At 57.9% G+C, this 25,483-nt stretch carries 22 protein-coding genes and 1 riboswitch; of the genes, 15 read left to right on the top strand and 7 right to left on the bottom strand.

What is annotated here, in order from left to right:
• Window positions 1–39: 39 nt before the first annotated feature.
• Together hrpA and H9Q10_RS01275 are read right to left on the bottom strand one after the other, a co-directional pair.
• Window positions 40–4,596 (bottom strand): ATP-dependent RNA helicase HrpA, encoded by a 4,557-nt coding sequence (gene hrpA, locus H9Q10_RS01280; protein ID WP_197902227.1) that lies wholly within the window; start codon window positions 4,594–4,596, stop codon window positions 40–42.
• Window positions 4,597–4,924: 328 nt separating this feature from the next.
• Entirely contained in the window at window positions 4,925–5,797 is an 873-nt protein-coding gene (locus H9Q10_RS01275; protein ID WP_197902226.1) for a lysophospholipid acyltransferase family protein, read from the bottom strand.
• Between the two features lie 466 nt (window positions 5,798–6,263).
• On the opposite strand from H9Q10_RS01275, the gene pepD reads away from it, so the two are divergent.
• Together pepD and H9Q10_RS01265 are read left to right on the top strand one after the other, a co-directional pair.
• The gene (gene pepD, locus H9Q10_RS01270; protein WP_197902225.1) at window positions 6,264–7,712 is read left to right on the top strand and encodes a beta-Ala-His dipeptidase; all 1,449 of its coding nucleotides are present in this window, start codon (window positions 6,264–6,266) and stop codon (window positions 7,710–7,712) included.
• A 280-nt stretch (window positions 7,713–7,992) separates the two neighbouring features.
• Complete coding sequence (locus tag H9Q10_RS01265; RefSeq protein ID WP_197902224.1) at window positions 7,993–9,411, top strand: amino acid permease; 1,419 nt, start codon at window positions 7,993–7,995, stop codon at window positions 9,409–9,411.
• 77 nt (window positions 9,412–9,488) lie between these two features.
• Here the strand turns inward: H9Q10_RS01265 and H9Q10_RS01260 are convergent, their stop codons facing one another.
• Window positions 9,489–10,070 (bottom strand): LemA family protein, encoded by a 582-nt coding sequence (locus H9Q10_RS01260; protein ID WP_197902223.1) that lies wholly within the window; start codon window positions 10,068–10,070, stop codon window positions 9,489–9,491.
• A 239-nt stretch (window positions 10,071–10,309) separates the two neighbouring features.
• On the opposite strand from H9Q10_RS01260, the gene H9Q10_RS01255 reads away from it, so the two are divergent.
• The 7 genes from H9Q10_RS01255 to H9Q10_RS01225 all read left to right on the top strand — a co-directional run bounded on the left by H9Q10_RS01255 (window position 10,310) and on the right by H9Q10_RS01225 (window position 16,944).
• Window positions 10,310–10,768: an ATP-binding protein gene (locus H9Q10_RS01255; RefSeq protein WP_197902222.1), complete on the top strand. Its 459-nt coding sequence runs from the start codon at window positions 10,310–10,312 to the stop codon at window positions 10,766–10,768.
• Entirely contained in the window at window positions 10,758–11,516 is a 759-nt protein-coding gene (locus H9Q10_RS01250) for a tRNA(His) guanylyltransferase Thg1 family protein (protein ID WP_197902221.1), read from the top strand. The genes H9Q10_RS01255 and H9Q10_RS01250 overlap by 11 nt, the downstream gene beginning before the upstream one ends.
• Window positions 11,517–11,614: 98 nt before the next feature.
• A complete protein-coding gene (locus tag H9Q10_RS01245; protein ID WP_197902220.1) occupies window positions 11,615–12,694 on the top strand; it encodes a hypothetical protein in 1,080 nt (359 codons plus the stop codon).
• Between the two features lie 204 nt (window positions 12,695–12,898).
• Window positions 12,899–13,444 carry a DUF4303 domain-containing protein gene (locus H9Q10_RS01240; RefSeq protein ID WP_197902219.1) on the top strand — a complete coding sequence of 182 codons (546 nt, stop codon included), beginning with the start codon at window positions 12,899–12,901 and terminating at the stop codon, window positions 13,442–13,444.
• A gap of 45 nt (window positions 13,445–13,489) precedes the next feature.
• Complete coding sequence (locus tag H9Q10_RS01235; RefSeq protein WP_197902218.1) at window positions 13,490–15,406, top strand: ATP-binding cassette domain-containing protein; 1,917 nt, start codon at window positions 13,490–13,492, stop codon at window positions 15,404–15,406.
• Window positions 15,407–15,455: 49 nt separating this feature from the next.
• Window positions 15,456–16,391: a DUF5655 domain-containing protein gene (locus tag H9Q10_RS01230; protein ID WP_197902217.1), complete on the top strand. Its 936-nt coding sequence runs from the start codon at window positions 15,456–15,458 to the stop codon at window positions 16,389–16,391.
• Between the two features lie 139 nt (window positions 16,392–16,530).
• Window positions 16,531–16,944 carry a hypothetical protein gene (locus tag H9Q10_RS01225; protein WP_197902216.1) on the top strand — a complete coding sequence of 138 codons (414 nt, stop codon included), beginning with the start codon at window positions 16,531–16,533 and terminating at the stop codon, window positions 16,942–16,944.
• Between the two features lie 150 nt (window positions 16,945–17,094).
• Here the strand turns inward: H9Q10_RS01225 and trpB are convergent, their stop codons facing one another.
• Complete coding sequence (gene trpB, locus H9Q10_RS01220; RefSeq protein ID WP_197902215.1) at window positions 17,095–18,297, bottom strand: tryptophan synthase subunit beta; 1,203 nt, start codon at window positions 18,295–18,297, stop codon at window positions 17,095–17,097.
• A 137-nt stretch (window positions 18,298–18,434) separates the two neighbouring features.
• Window positions 18,435–19,385 carry a DMT family transporter gene (locus H9Q10_RS01215; RefSeq protein ID WP_197902214.1) on the bottom strand — a complete coding sequence of 317 codons (951 nt, stop codon included), beginning with the start codon at window positions 19,383–19,385 and terminating at the stop codon, window positions 18,435–18,437.
• A 183-nt stretch (window positions 19,386–19,568) separates the two neighbouring features.
• A riboswitch (TPP riboswitch) is annotated at window positions 19,569–19,663 on the bottom strand.
• On the opposite strand from H9Q10_RS01215, the gene H9Q10_RS01210 reads away from it, so the two are divergent.
• Window positions 19,624–19,776: a hypothetical protein gene (locus tag H9Q10_RS01210; RefSeq protein WP_197902213.1), complete on the top strand. Its 153-nt coding sequence runs from the start codon at window positions 19,624–19,626 to the stop codon at window positions 19,774–19,776. It overlaps the preceding riboswitch by 40 nt.
• Before the next feature lie 159 nt (window positions 19,777–19,935).
• On the opposite strand, the gene H9Q10_RS01205 is transcribed toward H9Q10_RS01210, so the two are convergent.
• The gene (locus H9Q10_RS01205; protein ID WP_197902212.1) at window positions 19,936–20,520 is read right to left on the bottom strand and encodes a DNA glycosylase; all 585 of its coding nucleotides are present in this window, start codon (window positions 20,518–20,520) and stop codon (window positions 19,936–19,938) included.
• A 175-nt stretch (window positions 20,521–20,695) separates the two neighbouring features.
• Here H9Q10_RS01205 and H9Q10_RS01200 point away from each other — a divergent pair, with 175 nt between their 5' ends.
• From H9Q10_RS01200 to accC, 4 genes are all read left to right on the top strand, one after another.
• Window positions 20,696–20,911 carry an HP1242/YdcH family protein gene (locus tag H9Q10_RS01200; RefSeq protein WP_197902211.1) on the top strand — a complete coding sequence of 72 codons (216 nt, stop codon included), beginning with the start codon at window positions 20,696–20,698 and terminating at the stop codon, window positions 20,909–20,911.
• Between the two features lie 247 nt (window positions 20,912–21,158).
• Entirely contained in the window at window positions 21,159–21,614 is a 456-nt protein-coding gene (gene aroQ / locus H9Q10_RS01195) for a type II 3-dehydroquinate dehydratase (RefSeq protein WP_197902210.1), read from the top strand.
• 32 nt (window positions 21,615–21,646) lie between these two features.
• Complete coding sequence (gene accB / locus H9Q10_RS01190; protein WP_197902209.1) at window positions 21,647–22,102, top strand: acetyl-CoA carboxylase biotin carboxyl carrier protein; 456 nt, start codon at window positions 21,647–21,649, stop codon at window positions 22,100–22,102.
• A 153-nt stretch (window positions 22,103–22,255) separates the two neighbouring features.
• On the top strand, window positions 22,256–23,626 hold the full coding sequence (accC, locus tag H9Q10_RS01185) for an acetyl-CoA carboxylase biotin carboxylase subunit (RefSeq protein ID WP_197902208.1): 1,371 nt from the start codon (window positions 22,256–22,258) through the stop codon (window positions 23,624–23,626).
• 89 nt (window positions 23,627–23,715) lie between these two features.
• Here the strand turns inward: accC and H9Q10_RS01180 are convergent, their stop codons facing one another.
• Window positions 23,716–24,189, bottom strand: a complete 474-nt coding sequence (locus H9Q10_RS01180) for a DUF6585 family protein (protein WP_197902207.1) — start codon at window positions 24,187–24,189, stop codon at window positions 23,716–23,718.
• Between the two features lie 285 nt (window positions 24,190–24,474).
• On the opposite strand from H9Q10_RS01180, the gene sppA reads away from it, so the two are divergent.
• A complete protein-coding gene (gene sppA / locus H9Q10_RS01175) occupies window positions 24,475–25,440 on the top strand; it encodes a signal peptide peptidase SppA (protein ID WP_197902206.1) in 966 nt (321 codons plus the stop codon).
• Window positions 25,441–25,483 lie beyond the last annotated feature (43 nt).

Raw genomic sequence — 25,483 nt, 5'->3', positions numbered from 1 at the left:
AGCAAAGTTTCTGCGAAGCCGATAACTTTCAGGTAGCCTTTATTTCAACCTCTCCCACTCTTTCCCCAACCTCTTCACCGACACCGGATACGGCGTTTTCAATTCCTGCGCGAACAGCGAAACCCTCAATTCTTCAATCATCCATCTAAACGCGGCGAGGCCATCTGAAACGGGGAGGCCTTGTTTTACCAAACCGTCCACCTTTTCCTGCCACATCTGTTCCAATTCTTGAATATCGGCTTCGCGGGCGGTGTCGCGCGATGGATTCCCACTGTATTTGTCCAGCCGCAGGGTCATGGCTTTGAGGTAGATGGGGAGGCGCGGCCATTGTGCCCAGGGAGTGCGGGTGGCGAAGCCGGGGGCGAGCAGGGTTTGGAGGCGTTGGCGCATGAGATTGGTCAGCGGGTGGCGGCCGAGTTTGCCGTTGAGTTCGGTGTAGGCAGCGGCGGTTTCCTGCAAGTGGCGGCTGAGGGCTTCTTTGACGGCGGGCAGGCGGCTGCGGGCGCGTTTGATTTGTTCTTTAAAGGCTTTTTCGTTGCGCGGCAGTTCGTCTTCGCCGATGAAGGCGCGGTCGCAGACGGCTTGGGTGAGGTCGTCGCGCAGGGTGTCGGCGTTGATGTGTTTGAGCAGCATGGCGGCTTGGGTGAAGCCTTGGATGCCTTTGTTGAGGTCTTTAACTTGTTCTTTCAGTTGCAGTTTCATGAGTTCGATCACGCCTTGCCTATGGGCTTGGGCGGCTGCTTCGGGCGTGTCGAACAGGCGCAGGGCGATGCGGCCGTCTTTTTCTTTCTGCAGGCCGAGGTAGCCGGTGAGCTGTTGTTTGCCGCGTGCGAATTTGATGGTTTCGGGCAGGGTACCGATGTCCCATGCGGTTACGTTGTCGCGCTCGAATTCTTGGGTGTTGTCGCGGAAGGTGACGGCGGCGGCTTGGCCGAGCTGCTGTTGGAGTTCGTGCAGTTTGCGTCCCATGGCCAATTCTTGTCCGCCGTCGTCGATGATGCGGAGGTTGAAATAACAGTGTTCGGGCAGGGGGTGCGCCGCCCATGCGTCTTGATCGATTTGGTCGAGCAGGCGCATGTCGCCGGCGGTTTTGGCGATGAATTTTGCCAGCTGGGGGATAATAGGTTCGTCGCGTTTGGGGCTGCTTTCGAGGAATCGGGTAATAAACTCGAGCGCGGGGACGCAGATGCGGCGGATTTGTTTGGGTAGGGCTTTGATGAGCAACTGGATTTTTTCGCGCAACATGCCGGGCACGAGCCATTCGAGGGCGGGGGCGTGCAGGCGGTTGAGGACGGTCAGGGGCACGGTCATGGTAACGCCGTCCATGGGATGATGCGGCTCGAAGCGGTAGGCGAGTTTGAATTTGCCGTCTTCCGTCTGCCAGAATTTGGGGAACTGCTCTTCGGTGATGTGGGCGGCGGCGTGCTGCATGAGGTCGTCGCGGCTGAGGAAGAGCAGGCGCGGGTTGTCGCGTTCGGCGGTTTTGAGCCAGGCTTGGAAGGTGCGGATGTCGGCAAGGGGGAGGGGTTTCAGACGACCTTTTTTTGGAGACTGCTTTTGGGGTTTGGGGTCGTCTGAAAGGTTTTGTAGGGTGTGTGAACTCGGTTCACGCACGCGGTTGTCCGTATCTTTGGAATCCGCGTGCGTGGCTTGCGTCATACGCCCTACGGTGTGTGGGCTACCTGAAACTGTTGAAGCTGCGGAAAAATTGGTTGGGGCGGAGGATGCTTTGCCCTCTCCCCAACCCTCCCCCACGGGGGAGGGGGTAGGTTGCTGTGGATTTGCAGTTTGTAGGTCGTCTGAAAAGGGTAGAGCTGCAGCGCTTTGTTCTCTTTCTTGCGGGTAAGGGCTTGCGGCGACTGCGGAAAAGTTTGTTTGAGCGGCGGATGTTTTGCCCTCTCCCCGACCCTCCCCCACGGGGGAGGGGGTAGGTTGCTGTGGATTTGCAGTTTGCAGGTCGTCTGAAAGGGTGTCGTTGTGATCTCCACTTTCAGACGACGTTTCGGCTGTGTCGGATTCAAGAATCCGACCTACAGACTCTTCACTTCCCCAAACGCCGCCTTTTTCGTCTTTCCACACGGTTTCCGGCAGCCGTTCGTGATAAAACGCGAACAGGGCTTCTTCATCGACCAAGACGTCTTGGCGGCGGGATTTGTGTTCGAGTTCGGCGATTTCTTTGATGAGCTTTTTGTTGTGGGCGAAAAAGGTCGCCTTCAAATCGCATTCCTGCGCCACCAATGCGCTGCGGATAAAGATTTCGCGCGCTTCTTCGGGGGCGATTCTGCCGTAGGCGACGGGGCGGCGCGGCAGGACGGTCAGGCCGTACAGGGTAACGCGTTCGCTGGCGACGACTTCGCCGCGCTTCTGCTCCCAGTGCGGCTCGAAATAGTGGTAGCGCACGAGGTGCGGCGCTTCCTGCTCGATCCATTCGGGCTGGATGGCGGCGACGTCGCGGGCGTAGAGGCGGCTGGTTTCGGTCAGTTCCGCCGCCATCACCCATTTGGGTTTGGATTTGAACAGGGCGGAAGTCGGAAACAGGTGGAAATGCGAACCGCGCGCGCCAGTGTAGTCGTTGCCGTCGGGCGACTTCATGCCGACGTTGGCAATCAAACCCGTGAGCAGGGCGCGGTGGATTTGTTCGTAGCCCGCTTCTTTGGCGGCGCGGACTTGGGCGCGGTGTTGCTTCTTATCCAGTTGTTTTTGTTTGAGTTTGGCGGACAAATCTTGGTCGCCTTGGCTTTCAGACGACGTAAGCTGTTTGATTTCGGGAGGCCGTCTGAACGCCGCTTCCTTGGTGGTCAAACCCATTTCAACCGCAGTTTGGGCAAGCTGGTGGTGCAACTCGTGCCACTCGCGCATCCGCAGGTGCGACAGGAAATATTGGCGGCACCACTGCACCAACTGCTTGTTGGACAAGCCTTTGTCTCGCTCGCGCTGGAAGCTGTCCCAAATATTCAGATAGGCAAGGAAATCCGACTGCTTGTCGGTAAACCGTTCATGCGCCTTGGCCGCGGCATCGCGCGCTTCCAGCGGCCGCTCGCGCGGGTCTTGAATCGACAGCGCGGACGCAATCACCAGAATTTCCGACACGCAGTCGTGTGCCTTCGCCGCCAGCAGAATGCGCGCGATTTTCGGGTCGATGGGCAGGCGCGCCATTTGTTCGCCGAGGCGGGTTAAGCGGTAGCGGTCTTGGTTTTCAGACGACCTTTCTGCCACCGCCCCCAATTCCAACAATACTTGAAACCCGTCGTTGATATACCGTTGGTCGGGGGCTTCGAGGAAGGGGAAGGCGGCTACGTCGCCGAGTTTCAGTGCCGCCATGCGCAGGATGACGGCGGCGAGGTTGCTGCGGACGATTTCGGGGTCGGTGAACGCGGGGCGTTGGTTGAAGTCGTCTTCGGCATACAGGCGCACGCATACGCCGGCGGAGACGCGGCCGCAGCGTCCTGCGCGTTGTCGGGCGGCGGCTTGGGAGATTTTTTCGACATGGAGCTGCTCGACTTTTGCGCGGGCGGAATAGCGTTTGACACGCGCGAGGCCTGTGTCGATGACGTATTTGATGCCCGGCACGGTGAGCGAGGTTTCGGCGACATTGGTTGCCAACACGATGCGGCGTTTTGCGCCCGTGGGGTGGAAGATTTTGTGCTGTTCGGCGTGCGACAGACGGGCGAACAGGGGCAGGATTTCGTCGTTGCGGCGCAGCGTGGATTTGCGTAGGGCTTCGGCGGCTTCGCGGATTTCGCGCTCGCCGGGCAGGAACACGAGAATATCGCCTTCGCCGTAGCGTGCCAGTTCGTCGGCGGCATCGACGATGGCGTCGGTCAGCTCGATTTCGGCGTCGTCTTCGTTTTTTTCGTGCAGCGGGCGGTAGAGGATTTCGACGGGATAGGTGCGCCCGCTGACTTCCAATACGGGGGCGTTGTTGAAATGTTTGGAAAAGCGCTCCGCGTCTATGGTGGCGGAGGTGATGATGACTTTCAAATCGGGGCGGCGCGGCAGGAGCTGTTTCAGGTAGCCCAAGAGGAAGTCGATGTTCAGGCTGCGCTCGTGCGCTTCGTCGATGATAATCGTGTCGTAGGCGGCGAGGTAGCGGTCGGTCTGGGTTTCCGCCAGCAGGATGCCGTCGGTCATCAGCTTGACGCTGGCGTCGCGCGAGGTGTGGTCGGTAAAGCGCACTTTATAGCCCACCGCACCGCCGATTTCGGTGTGCAGCTCTTCGGCAATCCGCTCTGCAACGGAACGCGCCGCCAATCTGCGCGGCTGCGTATGCCCGATTAGCCCTGCCGCGCCGCGTCCGAGTTCCAGACAAATCTTGGGCAACTGCGTGGTCTTGCCCGAACCGGTTTCGCCGCAAATAATCGTAACCTGATGGTCGGCAATGGCTTTTTTGATTTCGTCCAGTTTTTCGTGAACGGGTAATGTACCGTCAAACTCGGGCTTGGGCAGCTTGGACAAACGTTGCAGATAAAGGTCGTGCGATTTTTGGTATTTTTCTTCGACTTTGGGCAATCCGCCGTATTTTTTCGGGTTTTTGAAGGCGGATTGCAGGAAATGGCGGTCTTTGGAGAGGGTTTGGGAGAAATCGGGATAGGGCATTGGGCTGGGAAAACTTGAGGGAAAACAAGGGATGGGATTATAGCAAAAAGCGATGGTCTGGTTGGCGGCGGGGAAGGCTACCTGAAAATGAGTGAAGCGAATTTCGCTGAAACGATGGCTTGCACCGCAAGGCTGGGTTGCCGTGAGGCCAAAACGTGGCTTTAGCGAAGTGAAAACGCAGCACTGCGGCGTTCTGCGGAGCTGGAATTTCAGGTAGCCCCTAAGGGTTTTATCTTCATTAAGCTGACTGCGGATAAAGGCTACCTGAAAAATGAGACGGCTGATTTTCAGGTAGCCTTTTTCTTGTTTGCCCGGCGAAGCCGATCGCCTATTCCTGCGGCGGCAGGGGGGCGCCGGCGGGGTGTTTGTAGCGGTTGTAGGCGAAGAGGTATTGCTCGGGGAAGCGGCGCACCCAGCCTTCCACGTTGCGGTTGATGACGGCGGCGTCGTGGGCTTTATCGCCGTTGAAGCTGCCGGCCACGGGCTCGATGTACAGGGCGAAGCCGCGGTTTTCAGGCAACCTGATGCCGGCGAAGAAGAGGGGACGCACGTTTTTCACTTGGGCGAGGCGGCCGGCGAGGGTCATGGTGTAGGCAGGGCGGCCGAAGAAAGGCGCCCATACGCCGTCGCCGTGTTCGTCGGGCACGTGGTCGGGCAAAACGATGGTGGCTTCGCCTTGGCGCAGGGCTTGGATGATCTGCTTCACGCCTTGCAGGTTGGTGGGGGCGGTGCGGCCTTTGTCGCGCACGCGGCCGGCCTGCATGATGTCGTCTAGGATTTTGATTTTGGGCGGCTTATACATGGCGGTGAGGGGGAAGGGCAGGCGGTGGCTGATGTAGCGGCCGGCAAGGTCGTAGTTGCCGATGTGGGGGGTGATGAGCAACAGGCCTTCGCCGGTGTCGAGGGCGGCTTGGATGTGCTCCCAGCCGTGGGTTTCCACAAACAGGGCGGCCACCTGCTCGGGGGAGCGGAAGAAGGCCAGCGGCAGCTCGAGCGAGCCTTTGGCGGTTTCTCGAAACACGGCGCGAACGTGGGCGGGATCGGCGGGCAGGCCGGCGGTGTGCAGGTGGGCGCAGATGCGTTCGCGGTCGGCGCGGGCGAAATGGTAGAGCAGGCTGCCGGCGAGGTTGGCAATACCGTGCAGCACGGAAAGGGGCAGGCGGGCGAAACAGCGGAAGAGGAAGAAGACGAGGGTGCGCATGGCTGGGCTGTGGGCAAGGGGCTTGGGCGGTATTGTAAAGGAAAACGGGGCAGGCAAGCCAACGGCGGGGCGGAGGCTACCTGAAAATGCCTGCTTCAATGTGGTTTCTGCAAAACCGGTATCCTGGCAGCCATGCAGTTGGCAGGCACACCGAAGCGGATGGGATTTTTCAGGTAGCCTGATATCTCGTGAGGAAGGCTACCTGAAAACTGTTCGTTATGATCAGCCTCATAACGGCTGATCCTCGCAGCCAGATTGCTGCGGTCGGCACACCGCCTATTTATTCACACTTGCGGGATGTTTTGGTTAAACGGCCACGAGGCAAGCGGCGGGGCGTCATGCTTGCCTCGCTGCGGGGGCGGGGGTAAACTCAAAGCGCTTTTTTGCGGCGGCACGGCTTGTCGAAACCGTGCCGGCCGAGGTTTTAGTTTTCAGGTAGCCCACCATTTTCAAAGGAGATTTTAATATGCACCCGCTTCATGCTTTGCAGCCGCAGGCCGTTTGGCAGTGGTTTGCCGATATTTGCGCCATCCCGCACCCCACCTATCAGGAAGCTGCGCTGGCCGAGATGATTGTGAACCGCGCCAAGGAGAAAGGCCTGGATGTGCGGCAAGACGAAAAAGGCAGCGTCTATATCCGCAAGCCGGCGCACGGCGCGGGCATGGCCGGCAAGCCCGGCGTGATTTTGCAGGGGCACATCGACATGGTGGCGCAGAAAACCCCCGATTCGTCGCACAATTTCGCCACCGACCCCATCCGCCCGCAAATCATCGACGGCTGGGTGCACGCCACGCAAACCACGCTCGGGGCCGATAACGGCATCGGCGCCGCCATGGGCCTGGCCGTGGCCTTTGCCGACGACATCGAACACCCGCCCTTGGAAGTGCTGCTCACGCTGGAAGAAGAAACCGGCATGGGTGGCGCGCGCGCCATGCGCGGCGACTGGCTGCAAGGCCGTTATCTCATCAATTTGGACACCGAAGAAGCCGGCTGCGTGTATGTGGGCTGTGCCGGCGGCCGCAATGCCGATTTGAGCCTGCCTTTTGAAACCCAAGCCGCCGAAGGGCAGCGCTTCCGCATCGAAGTGGCCGGCATGCACGGCGGCCACTCCGGCATCGACATCCACCGCGGCTACGGCAACGCCATCAAGGTGCTGGCCGACCTGCTGGTGCGCCTGCCCGAAGAAAGCGGCTGGCGTTTGGCCTCCATCCACAGCGGCGAACTGCGCAACGTGATCCCTTCCAAAGCCGAGGCAGAAATCGTGTTGCCAGCGGCCTTTGCCGCCACACTGGCCCAGCTGGCCGACACCGTGCGTGCCGAAACGCAAAACGAGCTCGGCCAGTTTGCCGACAGCTTAACGATTCAGGTAGCCCCGGCCGGCCAAGGCGGGCAGGCTGCCAGCCATGCCGACAGCCGCCGCATCGCCGATTTGCTGGCCGTTATCCCCAACGGTGTGCTCAAATGGAGCGAAGAATTCGACGGCGTGGTGGACACCTCCAACTGCCTAAGCGTGGTGCACACCAGCGACGGCCAATTCAGCGCCTCCATGCTGCTGCGTTCGCTGCGCGAGCGGCCGAAAGACGATGTGTGCCGCCTGCTGGGCTCGCTGGCGCGGCTCTCCGGCGCCACGCTGCGCGCCGATCAAGACTACACCGGCTGGGAGCCGCACATGTCTTCCGTGCTGTTGAAGAAAACCGCCGAGGCCTTTGCCGCCGTGCGCGGCGAGCAGCCGCAAATCGAAGTGGTGCACGCCGGCCTGGAGTGCGGCCTGATGCAGAAACATTTGCCAAATACCGAGATGATCTCCTTCGGCCCCACCATCAAAGGCGCGCATTCGCCGAAAGAGAAGGTGGAAATCAGCACAGTGGAAGAATGCTGGCGCATCCTGCTGGATTTGCTCCAGCGCATAGATTGATGTAATTTTTAGCACATAGAAAATCCCTGCCGACCAGCCTGCCTAGTCGGCATTTTCTTGGCTAATCTGCAATTCAACAGGGGAAATCCATACAAAGAAACGAATCGGCACGGATTTTCAGGTAGCCTAAATAAAATATTCTCCATAAAAATCAGTTGCCTGCATGCTTCTTGCTGGGTTATATTGCGCTCCGAGCCTGCCGCAAGGGCGCGGCGGCCGATTGATTTGAAAGAAATACGGCCGGGAAACCCCCGGCCACACCGCAGCACGAAAGGCTTCCATGAGCACAAACCACGACCACCACCACGGCTTGCAGCGCAACCTGAAAAACCGCCACCTGCAACTCATCGCCATCGGCGGCGCCATCGGCACCGGCCTGTTTATGGGCTCGGGCAAAACCATCCATCTGGCCGGCCCTTCGGTGGTGCTGGCCTATATCGTGATTGGCGCCTTCCTGTTTTTCATCATGCGCGCGATGGGCGAACTGCTGCTCTCCAACCTCGAATACAAATCGTTCACCGATTTCACACACGATCTGCTGGGCCCCGCGGCCGGCTTTTTTGTGGGCTGGACTTATTGGTTTTGCTGGGTGGTAATCGGCATGGCCGACATCATCGCCATCACGGGCTACACGCAGTTTTGGTGGCCGGAGGTGCCGCTGTGGCTGCCGGGGCTGCTGTGCATCGTGTTTATGGCGGGTATGAATTTGCTCACGGTGAAACTATTTGGCGAAATGGAATTTTGGTTTGCGCTGATCAAGATTGTGGCGATTGTGGCGCTGATTTGTGTGGGCGGTTTTTTGGCGCTGAGCGGCTTTGTGGATCCGACTTCGGGCGAGCAGGCTTCAGTCACGCATCTGTGGCGGCACGGCGGCTGGTTTCCCAACGGCATCGGCGGCTTTTTCTCCGCCTTCCAGATTGCGGTGTTTGCCTTCGTGGGCATCGAATTGGTGGGCACGGCGGCCGCGGAGGCGGAAGACCCGGAAACCAACCTGCCCAAGGCCATCAACCGCATTCCGGTGCGCGTGATTGTGTTTTATGTGCTGGCGCTGGGCGCGATTATGGTGGTAACGCCGTGGGATGTGGTGGATCCGGCCAAGAGCCCGTTTGTGAATATGTTTACGCTGATCGGCATTCCGATTGCCGCCGGGCTGGTGAATTTGGTGGTGCTCACTTCCGCACTCTCTTCGGCCAACGGCGGGATGTTTTCCACCGGCCGCATGCTCTACGGCCTCTCCGCAGCGGAAGTGGCGCCGCGCATTTTCGGCCGCCTCAACCGCAACGGCGTGCCGGCGTTGGGGCTGCTGTATTCCTGCGCCTTCCTGCTGGTGGGGGTGTTCCTGCTGTATCAGGAGGGGAGCATTATGGATATGTTTACGGTGGTTACCACGCTCTCCAGCATCGGCTTTATTTTTGTGTGGGCGATCATTCTGTTGGCCTACCTCAAATACCGCCAAACGCGCCCGCAGCTGCATGAGCGCTCCATCTACAAGCTGCCCGGCGGCGTGCCGATGGCGTGGGTGTGTCTGGCTTTCTTGGCATTTGTGCTGGTGCTGTTCTCGCGCGATGAGGACACGCGGCTGGGGCTGATGTGTATGCCGCTGTGGTTCGGGGCATGCGCGGTGTTGTATTGGACGCTGTACCACCGCAAACACCGTGACAAACAGGTGCAGCAGCAAGAACCACAGCTGCCGCAATAAGGGCGGCAGAATAGGAAAGGCTACCTGAAAACTTGGCAACGGGTTTTCAGGTAGCCTTTCTCTCTTGCCAAATCAAATCAAAAGCGCACGGCGGGCGGTTCTTGGTGTTTGGCGCGGTCGGGGAATTCCAGCAGCTGCGCGGGCTGGCGGTGGCCGAAGTTGGCGGCGATGAGGCTGTGCGGGAAGAGCTGGCGCAGGGTGTTGTAGTGCATGGCGGCGTCGTTGTAGGCCTGGCGGGCGAAGGCGATGCGGTTTTCTGTGCTGGTGATTTCTTCGGCCAGCTGCTGCATATTGGCGGCGGCCTGCAATTCGGGGTAGGCCTCTATCTGCACCATCAGGCTGCGGAGGGCTTGGGTGAGCTGGGTTTCGGCGGCGGAAAGCTGACGCACCGCTTCGGCATTTTCGGGGCGGGCGCCGCCCAGCGCGCCGGCGGCCTGGCTGCGCGCCTGGGTAACCTGGGTGAAGGTGTCGCTTTCGTGTTTCAGGTAGCCTTTGGCGGTTTCCACCAGGTTGGGAATCAGGTCGTGCCGCCGTTGCAATTGCACGCCGATTTGGGAGAAGGCGTTGCGGTATTGGTTTTGCGCGATCACCAGCCGGTTGTACACCATCACGCCCACCACGCCGAGCGCGGCCAGCAATAGGATGATTATCCACAGCATAACGGTCTCCTAAAGTGTTAAAATTGCCAGCCCATCTTACCACAAAACGGTGTGCGGACAGCGGCTTGAAGGGTTTGAATGGTGCCGGAATATTTTTAGCTTCGCAGAAACTTCGCTGCGCTGCGTTTTGGCGAAACTCACTGCGTTCGTTTTCAGGTAGCCTGTGTCCGCCATTGGAAGGCTACCTGAAAAATAAAAAGCAGATTCGGCTAAGCCACAACCATACGAAACATTAAAATATGCAGCTCATCTTATTTATCGGTGCACAAGCCTCCGGCAAATCCACTTTCTACAAACAACACTTTGCCGATAGCTACATCCGCTTGAATCTCGATATGCTCAAAACCCGGCATCGCGAGCAACTCCTGTTCGACGCTTGTTTGCAGGCCAAGCAAAATCTTGTTATCGATAACACCAATCCCACCGTTGAAGACCGAGCCCGCTATATTGTTCCCGCACAAGCCGCCCGTTTTCAAATTATTGCCTACTATTTCGACAGCGATTTAAATGCCGCCATCGCCCGTAATGCGAAGCGTACAGGCAAAGCCAATATTCCCGAGGTCGGCGTACGCGCCACCTTCAAAAAACTGCAAGCGCCTCACTACGCGGAAGGGTTTGCCGAAATTTATCGAGTTCAAATAAACCCGAACGGCGGCTTCAACTGCCAACTTATCCCAAAGGAAAACCATGAGATTTGACGACTTAGACACCCGAATGCGTCAATACGAAACTGCCTACGATTTCTGCATTCCCGAACAAAACCACATCGTCGTCCGCCTCGACGGGCGCGGTTTCACCCGCCTCACCAAAGAAATTTGGCAGTTTGAAGCCCCGTTCGATATCCGCTTCCGTAACCATATGGCCGACACGACTGCTGCCCTGCTTGATTGCGGATTCAACATCGCGTATGGCTTTTCTCAAAGCGACGAAATCTCCCTGCTGTTCCAACACGACGAACACACTTTCAAGCGTAAAGTCCGCAAAATCATCACCACGCTCGCCGCCGAAGCCAGCGCGCATTTTTCTCTCGCACAAGGTTCCCGTGCCACCTTCGATGCACGCGTTTGCGTGTTGCCAAATTGGGGATTGGTGCAGGACTACTTCGCCTGGCGCCAAGAAGATGCGCACCGCAACGCTCTAAATGCCCATTGCTACTGGCTGCAACGCAAACACGGCATATCGCCCAATGCCGCTGCCGAAAAGCTCGTCCACCTCTCGCGCCAGCAGAAACACGATTTTCTGTTTGAGCACGGCATCAACTTCAACGACCTGCCCGCCTGGCAAAAACGCGGCTTCGGCATATATTGGCAAACCGTCGCCAAGCAGGGTTTTAACCCGCAAACAGGTGAAACCACAGAAACTACCCGCCACATCATTACGCGCAATTTCGATTTGCCCCTGCGTGAGGAATATGTGGCATTCTTGGATAATTTTCAGGTAGCCTGAAAAGTTGCAGCTTGGGCTGAGTTGAAACCTGACTTTACAGGTAGCCTTTCAGTCTAAGGCTACCTGAAAAAGCAATCGCTGTTGCCAAAGGATTCCCCATGCACTATCAATCGCTCGACACCGCGCTGGAGCAATACAGCGGCAGGCCAACCCCAAATCCCGCCTCCCCTCACAGCCTCGCCCTGAGCATCACCGCGCAGCCGCAAGGCAGCCTGAAACTCCACACCCCCGACGGCATCAGCCTCAGCCTCACCTGCCGCGGCGAGCCCGTATTCTGGTCGTTCCACAGCCACGACCTATACGACGTTTACCTCGTCCGTAGCTACGCCGAAAGCTGGCAGGCATACCAGCCCGTCGGCCACATTGGCAGCCGCGTAAACGAACACATCGCCAGCCAACCCGCCGCAGAGCAAGGCCTGTTGTGGAACAAATATTTCATCGACCAGCTCGCCGCCCGCAACGCAGGGCTGTTCGGCATTGGCGAATGGCACTTCCTTTACCACCCCGCACAAACCCTGCCGCCGCAATGGGGCGAAAGCTGGCACGACACCGCCATAGGGCAGCCTGAAACCGACATCAACTACCGCCAATGGCTGTTTTCAGGTAGCCGTTTCGATGCGCTGGATAACGACTTTTTCTCCCAATCCGAACGCTTCATCGCCCTAAAAACCCACCACGCTGAGGACGGCCGCCTGAAATATTGGCGCAAACGCGCACGGCAACACCAATTGCCGCCCGTATTGGCATACGAAATCACCGCCCTGTCCGACCGCTGGCTGATTTTAGACGGACACCTGCGCCTGGCCGCCGCCCTCGCCGAAGGGCAGCTGCCGCCGCTGATCGTGATTCAGGCAGCCACCGCCCGCCCCTGCCACCAAACCGCCGCCGAACGCGAAAGCGTACAAGCCGCCACCCTGTCGCAATACGAAAAAACCGCCCGGCAAACCGGCGGCAACCCGAAAGCCCTGAACGCCGTCAGCCAACACATCGTCCAAGCTTTCGATACGCGCCCCAACCTCGCCTATTTTACCCGCGCCGCCGCCGACATTGCCCCGCAAACCTGGCTGCAACAACTGCGGGCCAATGCCGCGCAACATGGTTTCGCCGAAGAGTTCGAGCGCGTTTGGGCAACGGAATCCTGGCCAATGAAACGGGTGGTTGCATTCCAGGCTGTCTGAAAAATAAGTTCCTGCACAGCCAAAAGGTCGCCCGAAAGCCCAAAAAGCAGCCTGCCCTTTCCCATCTCAATAAAAAGCCGGACAACATTCCGGCAATACCAAGCCCCATTCGATTCCCGAATCCCGCCAACGCCACTAAAATACCGAACCCGATGCCCGAGAAAACCGCCTTCATTATTTTCAGGTAGCCTGAAAGGACGCCCCATGCCGCAGCCGGATTGGCCGCAGATAGAAAACCTCGCCTATCAAATCATTGTGGATGCCGTGCACGATATACGCAGGCAACACCCGCTCGAAACCGTGTATGCCGCCATTTTCCACAACTTCTATTGCGACAACGCCCGCCTCTATTTCCCTTCGCTGTCGGTCGGCACGGAAGAGCTGCTGGCGCGCGTGATGGAGCAATACCAACGCGAATACAGCTATGCCGAAAGCCGTGCCGAACTGGAGCGGTCGCTGCGTTGGTCGGGCGCGGATTTGGCGGAATATCTGTTTGACGGCGGCACGGCGGGAAACGAAGCCGCGCAAAGCGTGCAGGCGGCCGTGCGCCGAGAAGCCGATTGGGATGTGTTATACGCCCGCTTTTGCCAATGCTTCCCCCGCGCCTGCCGCCGTGCCACGCAGGATTTATTGCGGCAAAACATCGTGCCGCCCGGTTTTATCGCCGTGGTCTGCGATGAAGACGAAAGCCTGACCGCGCCCTGCCTCACGCCCGAGCAGCTGCAACGGCATTTCCCCGAGTTGCTATAAATCTTTTCAGGTAGCCTGAAACGCCAAATAAAACAAGGAACCCCCATGACCATCCTCCAAGCCGAAAACCTTTCCTTCGCCGTCGGCCACGTGCCGCTGCTCGACAAAGCGTCTTTCCAACTTGCCGCCGGCGAAAAAGTCGGGCTGATTGGGCGCAACGGCGCGGGCAAATCCAGCCTGCTGAAAATTCTGGCGGGCGTGCAGAAGCCCGACGACGGCCAGCTCATCCTGCAAAACGGGTTGAAAACCGTGTATGTGCCGCAGGAAAGTTTTTTCGACGGCGCAGCCACGGTGTTCGATATTGTGTCCGAAGGGCTGGGCAGCCTGCGCGACGTGCTGCGGCGTTACCACGAAATCGGCCGCGCGCTGGAAAACGGGCAAGATGATAATTTAATCAAAGAGTTGAATGAGCTACAAAACCAAATCGAAGCGCAAAACGGCTGGCAGTTCGACGCGCTCATCAGCCAAACCGTGAGCGAGTTGGGGCTGCCTGAAAACGAGAAAATCGACAATCTGTCCGGCGGGCAGAAAAAGCGCGTCGCGCTGGCGCAGGCATGGGTGCAGAAGCCCGACATCCTGCTGCTGGACGAGCCGACCAACCATTTGGATATTAACGCAATTTTGTGGCTGGAAAACTTGCTCAAAGCATTTTCAGGTAGCCTCATCGTCATCACCCACGACCGCCGTTTTTTGGACAATATCGCCACCCGCATTGTCGAATTGGACAGGGGCACGCTGCGTTCGTATGACGGCAGTTTCGCCAAATACAGCGAGAAAAAGGCGCAGGAGCTGGCGGTGGAAGCCGAGCACAACCGCCTGTTCGACAAATTCCACGCGCAGGAAGAGGCGTGGATTCGCAAGGGCATCGAAGCGCGGCGCACGCGTAACGAAGGGCGGGTTAAGCGTTTGGAAGAATTGCGCAAACAGCGTGCGGCGCGGCGCGAACGGCAGGGGCAGGTGTCGTTCAAGCTGGATTCGGGCGAGAAAAGCGGCAAAATCGTGGCCGAGCTGGAACACGCTTCGTTTGCGTATGACAACAAGCTGATTATGAACGATTTTTCCGCCGTGATTCAGCGCGGCGACAAAATCGGACTCATCGGCGCGAACGGCATCGGCAAGACCACGTTTTTGAAGCTGATTTTGGGCGAACTCGCGCCCACCGGCGGCAAAATCCGCCTCGGCAGCAAGCAGGAAGTGGCGTATTTCGACCAGTTCCGCAGCGCGCTGAACGAGAACGACACCGTGTTCTACACGCTCGGCCAGGGCAACGATTATGTGGAAATCGGCGGCAAAAAGCGGCATGTGATGGGCTATTTGGAGGATTTTTTGTTCCACCCCGCCCGCGCCCAGTCGCCCGTGTCGTCGCTTTCCGGCGGCGAGCGCAACCGCCTGCTGCTGGCCAAACTGTTCACCCGCCCTGCCAACATTTTGGTGCTGGACGAGCCGACCAACGATTTGGACATCGACACGCAGGAGCTGCTGGAAGAGCTGCTGCGCGATTATGCGGGAACGGTGTTTTTGGTCAGCCACGACCGAATGTTTTTGGACAACGTGATTACACAATCGATTGTATTTGAAGGGGAAGGCCGTCTGAAAGAATACATCGGCGGCTATCAGGACTATATCGACACAAAGGCGCGTGAAGAAAAAGTGCAGGCTGCCTCCGCCCCCGCCGCCAAGGCCGAAAGGCTACCTGAAAAAGACAAACCCAAAGCCAACCGCAGCGTGAAACTGTCGTACAAAGAACAGCGAGAACTCGATGCCCTGCCCGACGAAATCGCCGCGCTGGAAACCGAACAGGCGGAGTTGAACGCGCAATTGTCCGACCCCGAAATCTTCAAGGATTATGAAAAGGCAGGCGCATTGCAGGCGCGGGCGGAGGAGATTGAAATGCTGCTGTTGGAGAAATTGGAGCGGTGGGAAGCGTTGGAGGCGAAGCAAGTAGTAGTATATAATAAGTAAGTATAGATAATTTAATATATTTTATACAACCTTTTTCAAGGAAATTATTATGAGCGACATTCAACTTTTTCGACTAGAGAAAGAAACTGTTATGGAGTTAAAAGCTACATCAGTTTCATTAGAAAGGGATCTTCAATCTTTAATTGAAACTTATATGGAACAATTCTTAGGAGTACATTTTCTTGCGAGTGAGTATACTACGGGGAAAACGCACCGTGGTCGTATTGATTCATTAGGAGTCGATGAAAATTACTGTCCGGTAATTATTGAATATAAGCGGCACAGCCATGAAAATGTTATAAATCAAGGATTGTATTATTTAGATTGGTTACTTGATCATCAAGCAGAGTTTCGTTGGCTTGTTATGGAAAAACTTGGTAAAGAAGCAGCTGATACGATAGAGTGGCAAGGTACACGCTTATTATGTATTGCAGCAGATTTTACTAAATATGACCAACACGCGGTACAACAAATTCCACGAAATATCGAATTGATTAGATATAAAATGTTTGGTCCTGATTTGTTATTATTAGAGTTAGTAAATACACAGACTATATCACCAATAATTAATGATAAGGTTAAAATAAATAAACCAAATAATAATATAAATGACACATTGAAAGACAATAGTGAAGAGACTATTTTTTCCGAAAGAATGGAAAAATCTAGTGATGAGATCAAGGCATTGTATAAAGAATTACGTTCTTTTCTGTTATCATTAGGCGATGATGTCAGCGAGAAAAAATTAAAGCTGTACACCGCTTTCCGGAAATTAAAAAATTTTGTTACTGTGGCAGTTTGGACAGATAAATTGCAACTTTGGCTTACTATTGATCCAACTAATATTACTTTGTCAGATGGATTTAGTCGGGACGTGAGTCAAAAAGGACGGTGGGGAACAGGGAACGTTGAGCTTTCACTGAGAAGTTTTGCTGACTTGGAACGTGCTAAGCCTTTATTAGAACAGGCGTATACTGAGGGATAATTCTTTAAGAAGCAAACTGGGTGTATGGCTAGCTTTATATACGATGAGAAGTTAGTTCGTACGAGGAGCGTGGAATGCATATATGCTATGTAGAGTTCTATTTCCAGATATTCTCTGAACCATGTTTGTCAAAAAATAAATGAAGCCATTCAGTACTTTCCATACCCGCTTTTGGGATTGGCTCGGCAGCAGCCCAGCGGCAGGCAGGCTGCTGATGCTGGCGTGTGCGGCGCTATGCGGATTATTGGCGGTGGCCGGCTTGGTGTGGGATAGGTTATCCGGCCGCTCCGCTGCCGCTTGGCACGGCATTATCGGCTTCGGTTTGGGCATCGGCACACTGTTTGCGTTGTATTTTATCGAAGAAGATTTGTCCGACCCGCCGCCCGAACGCACCTTCAGGCGGCGAGACAAATACCTCTGCGGCGCCATCGGCGGGTTTTGCAGCGCGCTGCTGGCAAGCTTCAACTGGCATGCCGCCTTGGCCGGGGCCTTGCTTGGCCTGCTGCTGGCGGCACTGATGCGCTGGCTGAAGCATGTGATGCGCCATGTGTGATGCGTGGCGGATACTGCGCTTTTCCTGCCGCAGGCTGTCCGGCCAAAAGCGCCGCAATCTCGCACCGCCCTCAGCGTTTCCCCTATTCCGTATCCTGATGATTTAATCGCGCAAAAATTTTCAGGTAGCCCCAAAAGGCTACCTGAAAACTCACAGCTCAATCCCCTTCAGCTTCGCCACGGTGTTGATGTCCTTATCGCCGCGGCCGGAGAGGTTCACCAAAATCACCTGGTCTTTGCCCATCTGCGGCGCGTTTTGCACCGCCCAAGCCACGGCGTGCGCGCTTTCCAAGGCGGGGATGATGCCTTCATAGCGGCACAGCAAATCAAAGGCTTCAAGTGCGGCATCATCGTTGGCGGCGGTGTATTCCACGCGGCCGATGTCGGCAAGGTGGCTGTGTTCCGGGCCGATGCCGGGGTAATCCAAACCAGCGGAGACGGAATGCGTGCCGAGCACCTGGCCGTCTTCGCTCTGCATCAGGTAGCTGCGGAAGCCGTGCAACACGCCGACGGGTGCGCGGCTGGTAATCGGCGCGGCATGGTGCGGCGTGTCCACGCCCAAGCCGCCCGCTTCCACGCCGACCAAGCGCACGCCCGCTTCTCCGATATACGGGTGGAACAGGCCGATGGCGTTGCTGCCGCCACCCACACAGGCCACGGCCACATCGGGCTGGCGCCCGATGGCTTCCTGCATTTGCGCTTTGGCTTCGTTGCCGATCACGCATTGGAAATCGCGCACCATTTCGGGATACGGCGCGGGGCCGGCGACAGTGCCAATGATGTAAAAGGTGTCGTCCACACGCGCCACCCATTCGCGCATGGCTTCGTTCATGGCGTCTTTGAGGGTGCGGCTGCCGCTGTCCACGCTCACCACGTTTGCGCCAAGCAATTTCATACGGAACACATTGGGCATCTGCCGCTGGATGTCGTCTGCGCCCATGTACACGTCGCAAGTCATGCCGAAGCGGGCGGCCACGGTGGCGGAGGCGACGCCGTGCTGGCCGGCGCCGGTTTCCGCAATCACGCGCTTCTTGCCCATACGGCGGGCGAGCAGAGCCTGGCCGATGGTATTGTTTACCTTGTGCGCGCCGGTGTGGTTTAAGTCTTCGCGTTTGAGCCAGATTTGCGCACCGCCGAGGTGCTCGGACAGGCGTTCGGCATGATAAACCGGGCTGGGGCGGCCGACATAGTGTTTCAAATCGCTGTGGAATTCCGCCCAGAAGGCCGGGTCTTTTTTGGCCGCTTGGTAGGCGGCGGCCAGCTCTTGCAGGGCGGGAATCAGGGTTTCGGAAACGTAGAGCCCGCCGTGTTCGCCGAAAAAGCCTCGCTCGTCGGGCGCTTGGTAGTTTTGCATGGGGAGTCCTTTGTGAAATTGTTTGGCCGGTCAATCAGTTGAGGCTACCTGAAAACAAATAATGCGGCTTCCTGCGGAAACCTTACACCTATTTTCAGGTAGCCTCATCAAGCAGGAAAGAAGCGCATTCTAACCCGCTATCTGCCCAAACCCAAGCTTGAAGCCGCAACTTGCCGTTTCGCCGCCCCCCATTCCGAAGCCCCAATCCCCGCCGCCACCAAGATTAAGGCCACCAGCACATAGCCGCCCAACCGCTCATCCGGAAACACCGCCACCCCCACCAGCGCGCCAAACACCGGCAGCAGGTTCATCGTGAGCGCCGCCCGGCCCGCACCAATCGCAATCACACTCTCCATATAAAACAGCTTCGACAAAATCGCAATAAACACCGCCACATACAGCAACAGCAGCCAAGCCTGCCACGGCGGCAGCCGGAAACCCTCCTCCAGCCCCTCCCACACATAAAACGGCGCGCTCACCGCCACCGCCGCCACACACATCGCCCACAGCAGGCTCGCCCAATGCACCTTAGGCGCCCTCCGCAGCGCCAGCGAATAGCCCGCATAAATTGCCGAAGACACCAGCGCCAGCGCATCAGCCCCCGACAAACCCGCCTCCAACAGCCCCAGCGGCCGTCCCCGGCTCACCACCCACACCACCCCCGCAAACGACAGCCCCACCCCCAGCCATTGCAGCCCGTGCGCCCTCGTGCGCAAAAACAGCGCCTCCACCAACAGCACCATCACCGGAATCAGCGCCGTGATAATCGACACATTCACCACCGCCACCCCCCGCGCAAACGCGCTGTAGAGCACGATATTAAACAGCGCAAACCCGCTGCCGCCCACCAGCAAAAGCCACAACGCACGCGTTTTGAGCACAGGCAAATCCGCCCGAATCCGCCCCCGGAACAGCCAAGACAACAAACCCGCCGCCAACACCCAGCGCCAAAATGTAAACTCATAAGGCGACAGCCAAGCCTTGCCGAGCTTGCCCGCCACATTGCTCGTCGCCCAAAACGCCGGTGCCAAAAACAACATCACATAAGGATGCGGCAAACCGTTCGCCTGCCAAACACGGAAACGCATAAACAATCCTTTTCAAACAAAATCCAAGCCGGAAGGCTACCTGAAAACCTCGTCCGTAGTTTTTCAGGTAGCCTTATCCAACAACAGGCCGCAAAAAAAGCGCCCCATTCATCAGAGCGCCCATCGCATTGCCGCAGCAGAGCCATCCCTGCCGCCTGCGGCCAATCAGGCCGGCCAAGCCAACCCAAGCAACCGCGAGTTCCCTACGCCGGCATTAACCGCTTCAGGTGCAACGGGTATGATCTCAGCCGCCCAAGGCAGCACCCCGACTCAAGGGGCGGATTATAGCCCCCTGCCGCCCGTTTTCAAACCGTATCCGCCCGGCAGCCCCGGCCCGAAGCGCCTGCCAATGTTTTCAGGTAGCCCCACCAACCCCGTAAAGGCTACCTGAAAACATACAGGCTACCTGAAAAACCGTTTCCGCTTCATGAAAGGTTTTTCAGGTAGCCTTTCGGATTTCTCATGGCATCCGCACGGAACGCACGCGGCATCCGAACTTGCCGTGTGTGCAAACCAGCCCGCGCTCCAGCCTCGTCAGGCTACCTGAAAACTACACCAGCCCCGCCATCTCGAAAAACGCCCGATACGCCGCCGCCTTTTTCTGCAAACTCAGCGGATAAGCCCGCGAAGTGGAGGGCAGGCGCGTGAGCGTCAAATCCCGGCCGGCAAAGGAAAAAGGCAGCGTTTCGCCCGTTTGCGGCAGCTTGGGCGGCTCGGGCAGCAGCGAAAGCAACACTTCCGTGGCCTTGCCGCCGGTGGTGCACACATGGCGGCAGCGCGGCAGCCGCGCCAGCACGCCGGCCAAATCCACGGTTTCCACCACGCGCAGAAACTTGTCGGCAGCATTGCCTTGCTCGCGCACCGCCTTGAGCACGGTCGGGCAGGAGGCAATACCGAGTTCGCGCAGGAAGGCCTGGATTTTCTCCGCGTCAAACGCCTTTTCGCCAGGTTTTTGAAAATGCGCGGCATCGTGGAAAAACACCAGCCCGTAGATGCGCCACATATCGTTTTGGAAATTGGGGTAGTGAAACGGCATGGCGTGCTTTTCCGCCTTGGGCGGAAAGGTGCCCATCATCATCACGGTGGCGTCGTGCGGCAGCAGCGCGGGGAAGGGGTGGCTTTCGATTTCAGGCATGGCATGCTTTCGGCAACAGGGGCAACCATTATAAAGCGAACAAATGCGGCGGGCGGTTCGATTTTTCCCGCCGGCTATGGTAGAGTTATACACAAACAGATAATTCGTTTATATAGCGAAACAGGTTCGCCTTTCGCTATGTTTCCAACCAACCCGATAGAAAGAGAGGGAAATCATGTTTCCGGAATACCGCGACCTCATCAGCCAGCTCAAACAAACCGACAAACGCTTCGCCCGCCTGTTCGACGAACACAACGAGCTGGACGAAAAAATCGCCAACCTGGTGAAAAACCCCGTTACCGGCAATCTCGACGAAGTGGACGAGCTGAAAAAACAAAAACTGCACCTGAAAGACCAGCTCTACCAAATCCTCAAGCAGCACGATAAATAAGCCGTTGCCCAAACATTAAAGGCTACCTGAAAACCCCACAGCGCTACGTTTTCAGGTAGCCTTTCTTAGCAAAGCTTGTCGTTTCCCCGCCATTTCCATACAGATAAATACAAAAACTGGACATTTCCCCCACTATCGCCGAAAATGTCGGTCTGCTCCGCGCCCCGGCAAACACCGTTTTCCCAACGGAAACCCGCCCGGCCGCGCCGCTTCATTCAATTTATCCACACCCCGCAGCCCACCCAGCATGAAACCCCTCATCCTCGTGATGCACGGCCCCAACCTCAACCTTCTGGGGCAGCGCGAGCCGGAAATCTACGGCCGCACCACACTGGCCGACATCAACACCGGCCTGGAAGCCCGCGCCCAAGCCGCCGGTTTCGCCTTTGAAGCCGTGCAGAGCAACGCCGAAGCCGTGCTGGTGGAACGCGCCCAGGCGGCCATGACCGACCGCACCGCCTTCATCATCATCAACCCGGCCGCCTTCACCCACACCAGCATCGCCCTGCGCGACGCCCTGGCCGCCGCCGGCAAACCCTTCATCGAAGTCCACCTCTCCAACGTGCACGCCCGCGAGCCCTTCCGCCGCCACTCCTACCTTTCCGACTTGGCGCAAGGCGTCATCTGCGGGCTGGGCGCCTCCGGCTACCGCGCCGCACTGGACTTCGCCATCGAATATCTGCAACAAAAACAAGCCGGTTAATCCGGCCACGCATCCCTGAAAAGGACAACACTATGGATTTACGCAAACTCAAAAAACTCATCGACTTGGTGGAAGAATCCGGCATTGCCGAGATTGAAGTCACCGAAGGCGAAGAAAAAGTACGCATCACCCGCTCGCTGGCCGCACCGCAAGCCGTGTATGCCTCCGCCCCCGCCGTGGCCGCCCCGGCACCTGCCCCCGCCGCCGCGCCCGCAGCGGCTGCCGCTCCCGCCGCCGCCCCGAGCCGCGACTTGAGCAAAGCGCAAACCTCGCCCATGGTGGGCACTTTCTACCGCGCCCCCGGCCCGAACGCGCCCGTGTTTGTGGAAGTGGGTCAGAGCGTGAACGCCGGCGACACCCTGTGCATCATCGAAGCCATGAAGCTGATGAACGAAATCGAAGCCGAACGCAGCGGCGTGGTGAAAGAAATTTTGGTGGAAAACGGCCAGCCGGTGGAGTTTGGCGAGCCGCTGTTTATCATCGAATAATTTTTCAGGTAGCCAGCCGGCTGATTCCGCGCTGCCGCGCCTTGCCATACTGTTTGTATTGCTGCGGCCTGCTGCCCCGTATTGGAAACCTTCGGCCGGCTACCGCCTCCTACCACTGCGTAGAGGCTACCTGAAAACCATAAGGCAAAGATTATGCTGAAAAAAGTCCTCATCGCCAACCGCGGCGAAATCGCCCTGCGCGTATTGCGCGCCTGCCGCGAAATGGGCATCGCCACCGTGGCGGTACACTCCGAAGCCGACAACGACAGCCTGCACGTGAAGCTGGCCGACGAATCCGTGTGCATCGGCCCCGCCCCCTCCGCGCAGAGCTATCTGCACATTCCCTCCATCATCGCCGCCGCCGAAGTTACCGGCGCCGACGCCATCCACCCCGGCTACGGCTTCCTCGCCGAAAACGACCGCTTTGCCGAACAGGTGGAAGAATCCGGCTTCATCTTCATCGGCCCGCGCGCCGACACCATCCGCCTGATGGGCGACAAAGTATCCGCCAAAAAAGCCATGCTCGAATCCGGCGTGCCCTGCGTACCCGGCTCCGACGGCGCCCTCTCCGACGACCCCGACGAAATCCTCGCCACCGCCGAGCGCGTGGGCTACCCCGTGATCATCAAAGCCTCCGGCGGCGGCGGCGGGCGCGGCATGCGCGTGGTGGAAAAAAAAGAAGACCTGCTCAAAGCCGTGGAAATGACCAAGGCCGAAGCCGAAGCCGCCTTCGGCAACCCGATGGTGTATATGGAACGCTTCCTGCAACGCCCGCGCCACGTGGAAATGCAGGTGCTGGCTGACGAACACGGCAACGCCATCTACTTGGGCGAGCGCGACTGCTCCATGCAGCGCCGCCACCAGAAAGTGATCGAAGAAGCCCCAGCCCCCGGCATCACCGCCAAAGAGCGCGAGAAAATCGGCAAAGCCTGCGTGGCCGCCTGCAAACGCATCGGCTACCGCGGTGCCGGCACCTTCGAATTCCTGTATGAAGACGGCGAGTTTTTCTTCATCGAAATGAACACCCGCGTGCAGGTGGAGCACCCCGTCACCGAGCTGATTACTGGCATCGACATCGTGCAGGAGCAGCTGCGCATTGCCGCCGGCCTTCCCCTGCAATATAAGCAGAAAGACGTGGTGATCCAAGGTCATGCCTTCGAATGCCGCATCAACGCCGAAGACCCCTACAGCTTCCTGCCCAGCCCCGGCTGCATCACCAGCTGCCACCTGCCCGGCGGCTTCGGCGTGCGCGTGGACAGCCACATCTACCAGGGCTACCGCATCCCGCCGAACTACGACAGCCTGATCGGCAAAATCTGCGTGTACGGCAAAGACCGCAAGCAGGCCATGGCCAAAATGCGCGTGGCGCTGGCCGAGCTCACCGTGAGCGGCATCAAAACCAACGCCCCGCTGCACGACGACCTGTTCCGCGATCCCGGCTTCGCCAAAGGCGGCGTGAGCATCCACTATCTGGAACACTGGCTGGAAGAGCGCAAAGCCAAGCTGCAGGCCGAGAAGCAATAGCTTGCTTGCAGGCAAGGAAAAGGCTACCTGAAAAGTGATTTCCGCTTTTCAGGTAGCCTTTATTTTTCAGGTAGCCTTTCGTATCCCGCCTAATGGAAGGTGACGTCGTCCTCATCGTCTTGAAACAGAAACTGCGCGATGAAATGGTAGAAATCCTCGCGCGGCTTCCAGTTGTTTTTCAACAGCACGCGGCCTTGCGGTGTTTTGATGCGGGCGTGCATAAACGAGCCGGGCGATTCAATTTGCGAGAATTTGGATTGGATGCCGAGAATTTCCCGATACACCACCACGTGTTCTTTAAACAAGGTTTGCAGGATGAAGCCGTGTTCGTACAGCGTGAGGCGCGACCGGAGCTGCCCAGCCACATAAATGCCGTACCAAGCGATAAACAATATGTTAAACAAGCCCACAACATTGGCCGGGTCGCCTGAGGCGCGGATGTCTTTGCCTATGCCTGCATTCAAGATAAACATCAGCAGCAGGAAGATAATGGTGGCGAGGAATGTCCAAGTGAGGGTGTGGCGGAAGACAGCGAGCTGCCTGCCCAGTTTGCGGTGGCGCATGATGTGTGTGTCCCTTTGGGTTTATTAAAGGGCGGATTGTAATGCAAATAATCAATATTTGCCTGTTTTTTATTGGTTTCTATCTTTTCAGGTAGCCTGAACGCAACATCAGTAAAGCAAATGTGAACGGACTTCCTGTTCTTACCGCTGGCAGCCACAAGCCACCTGAAACCGCCTGCCGCCGCATGTTACAATAGCCGCCTTTCCCCGCCGGCATCAGGCGCATACCACCCTCCTTTTTTCAGGTAGCCTCCGGCATTCCACCCACTTCAAGAAAGACAGTCCATGAAACCCATCATCCGCCGCAGCAGCGAGCCCGACAGCGGCAACTGGGAGCGCGACACCCTGGAAAAACTCCTGCTCGAGGCCTACCGCGAGCAGCGCCGCGCCCGCATCTGGAAGCTCATCTTCCGCCTGTTGCTCATCGCCTTCCTCGCCCTCTACCTCTTTGCCATCTTCGGCAAAATGGGCAGCCTCAACCCTGCCGCCGCCGAGCCGCACACCGCCGTGATCCGCCTCGAAGGTGCCATCACCGCCAGCGAAAACCAAGCTGGCAAACTGCGCCAAGGCCTCGAAGCCGCCTACAAAAACAAACAGGTGCGCGGCATCATCATCCGCGCCAACAGCCCCGGCGGCTCGCCCGTGGTATCCAACATCGCCTATCGTGAAATCCGCCGCCTGCGCGCCGAACACCCCAATATCCCCGTGTATGTGGTGGCCGAAGACATGTGCGCCTCCGGCTGCTACTACATCGCCGCCGCCGCCGACAAAATCTACGCCGACCCCTCCAGCCTGGTGGGCAGCATCGGCGTGATCGGCAGCAGCTTCGACCTCACCGGCCTCATGCACAACATGGGCATCCAGCGCCGCCAACGCACCGCCGGCAGCAACAAAGGCATGGGCGATCCCTTCAGCCCCGAAACCCCCGAGCAAACCGCCATTTGGCAAGGCATGCTCGACGACATCCACCAGCAGTTCATCAAAGCCGTGCGCGACGGCCGCGGCAAACGCCTAAACGAAGCCGACAACCCCGACCTCTTCAGCGGTCGCATCTACACCGGCCACGAAGCGCTCAAAACCGGCCTCATCGACGGCCTGGGCGACATCTACAGCGTATCGCGCGACATCATCAAAGCCCCCGAGCTGGTGGACTACACCCCCGCCGACGACTTCGGCCGCCTGCTCAGCAAAGGTGTGGGCACCAGCGTGCGCCAAGGCCTGCATGAAGCCGTGCAGGAACAGCCCTGGTAAGCAAACAGCTTTGATTTGAAAGCAACAAAAAGGCTACCTGAAA

Source organism: Eikenella glucosivorans (assembly GCF_016025525.2).
Taxonomy (GTDB): domain Bacteria; phylum Pseudomonadota; class Gammaproteobacteria; order Burkholderiales; family Neisseriaceae; genus Eikenella; species Eikenella glucosivorans.
Note: the sequence above shows the minus strand (reverse complement) of the source record. Positions and strands in the feature narration are given on the sequence as shown.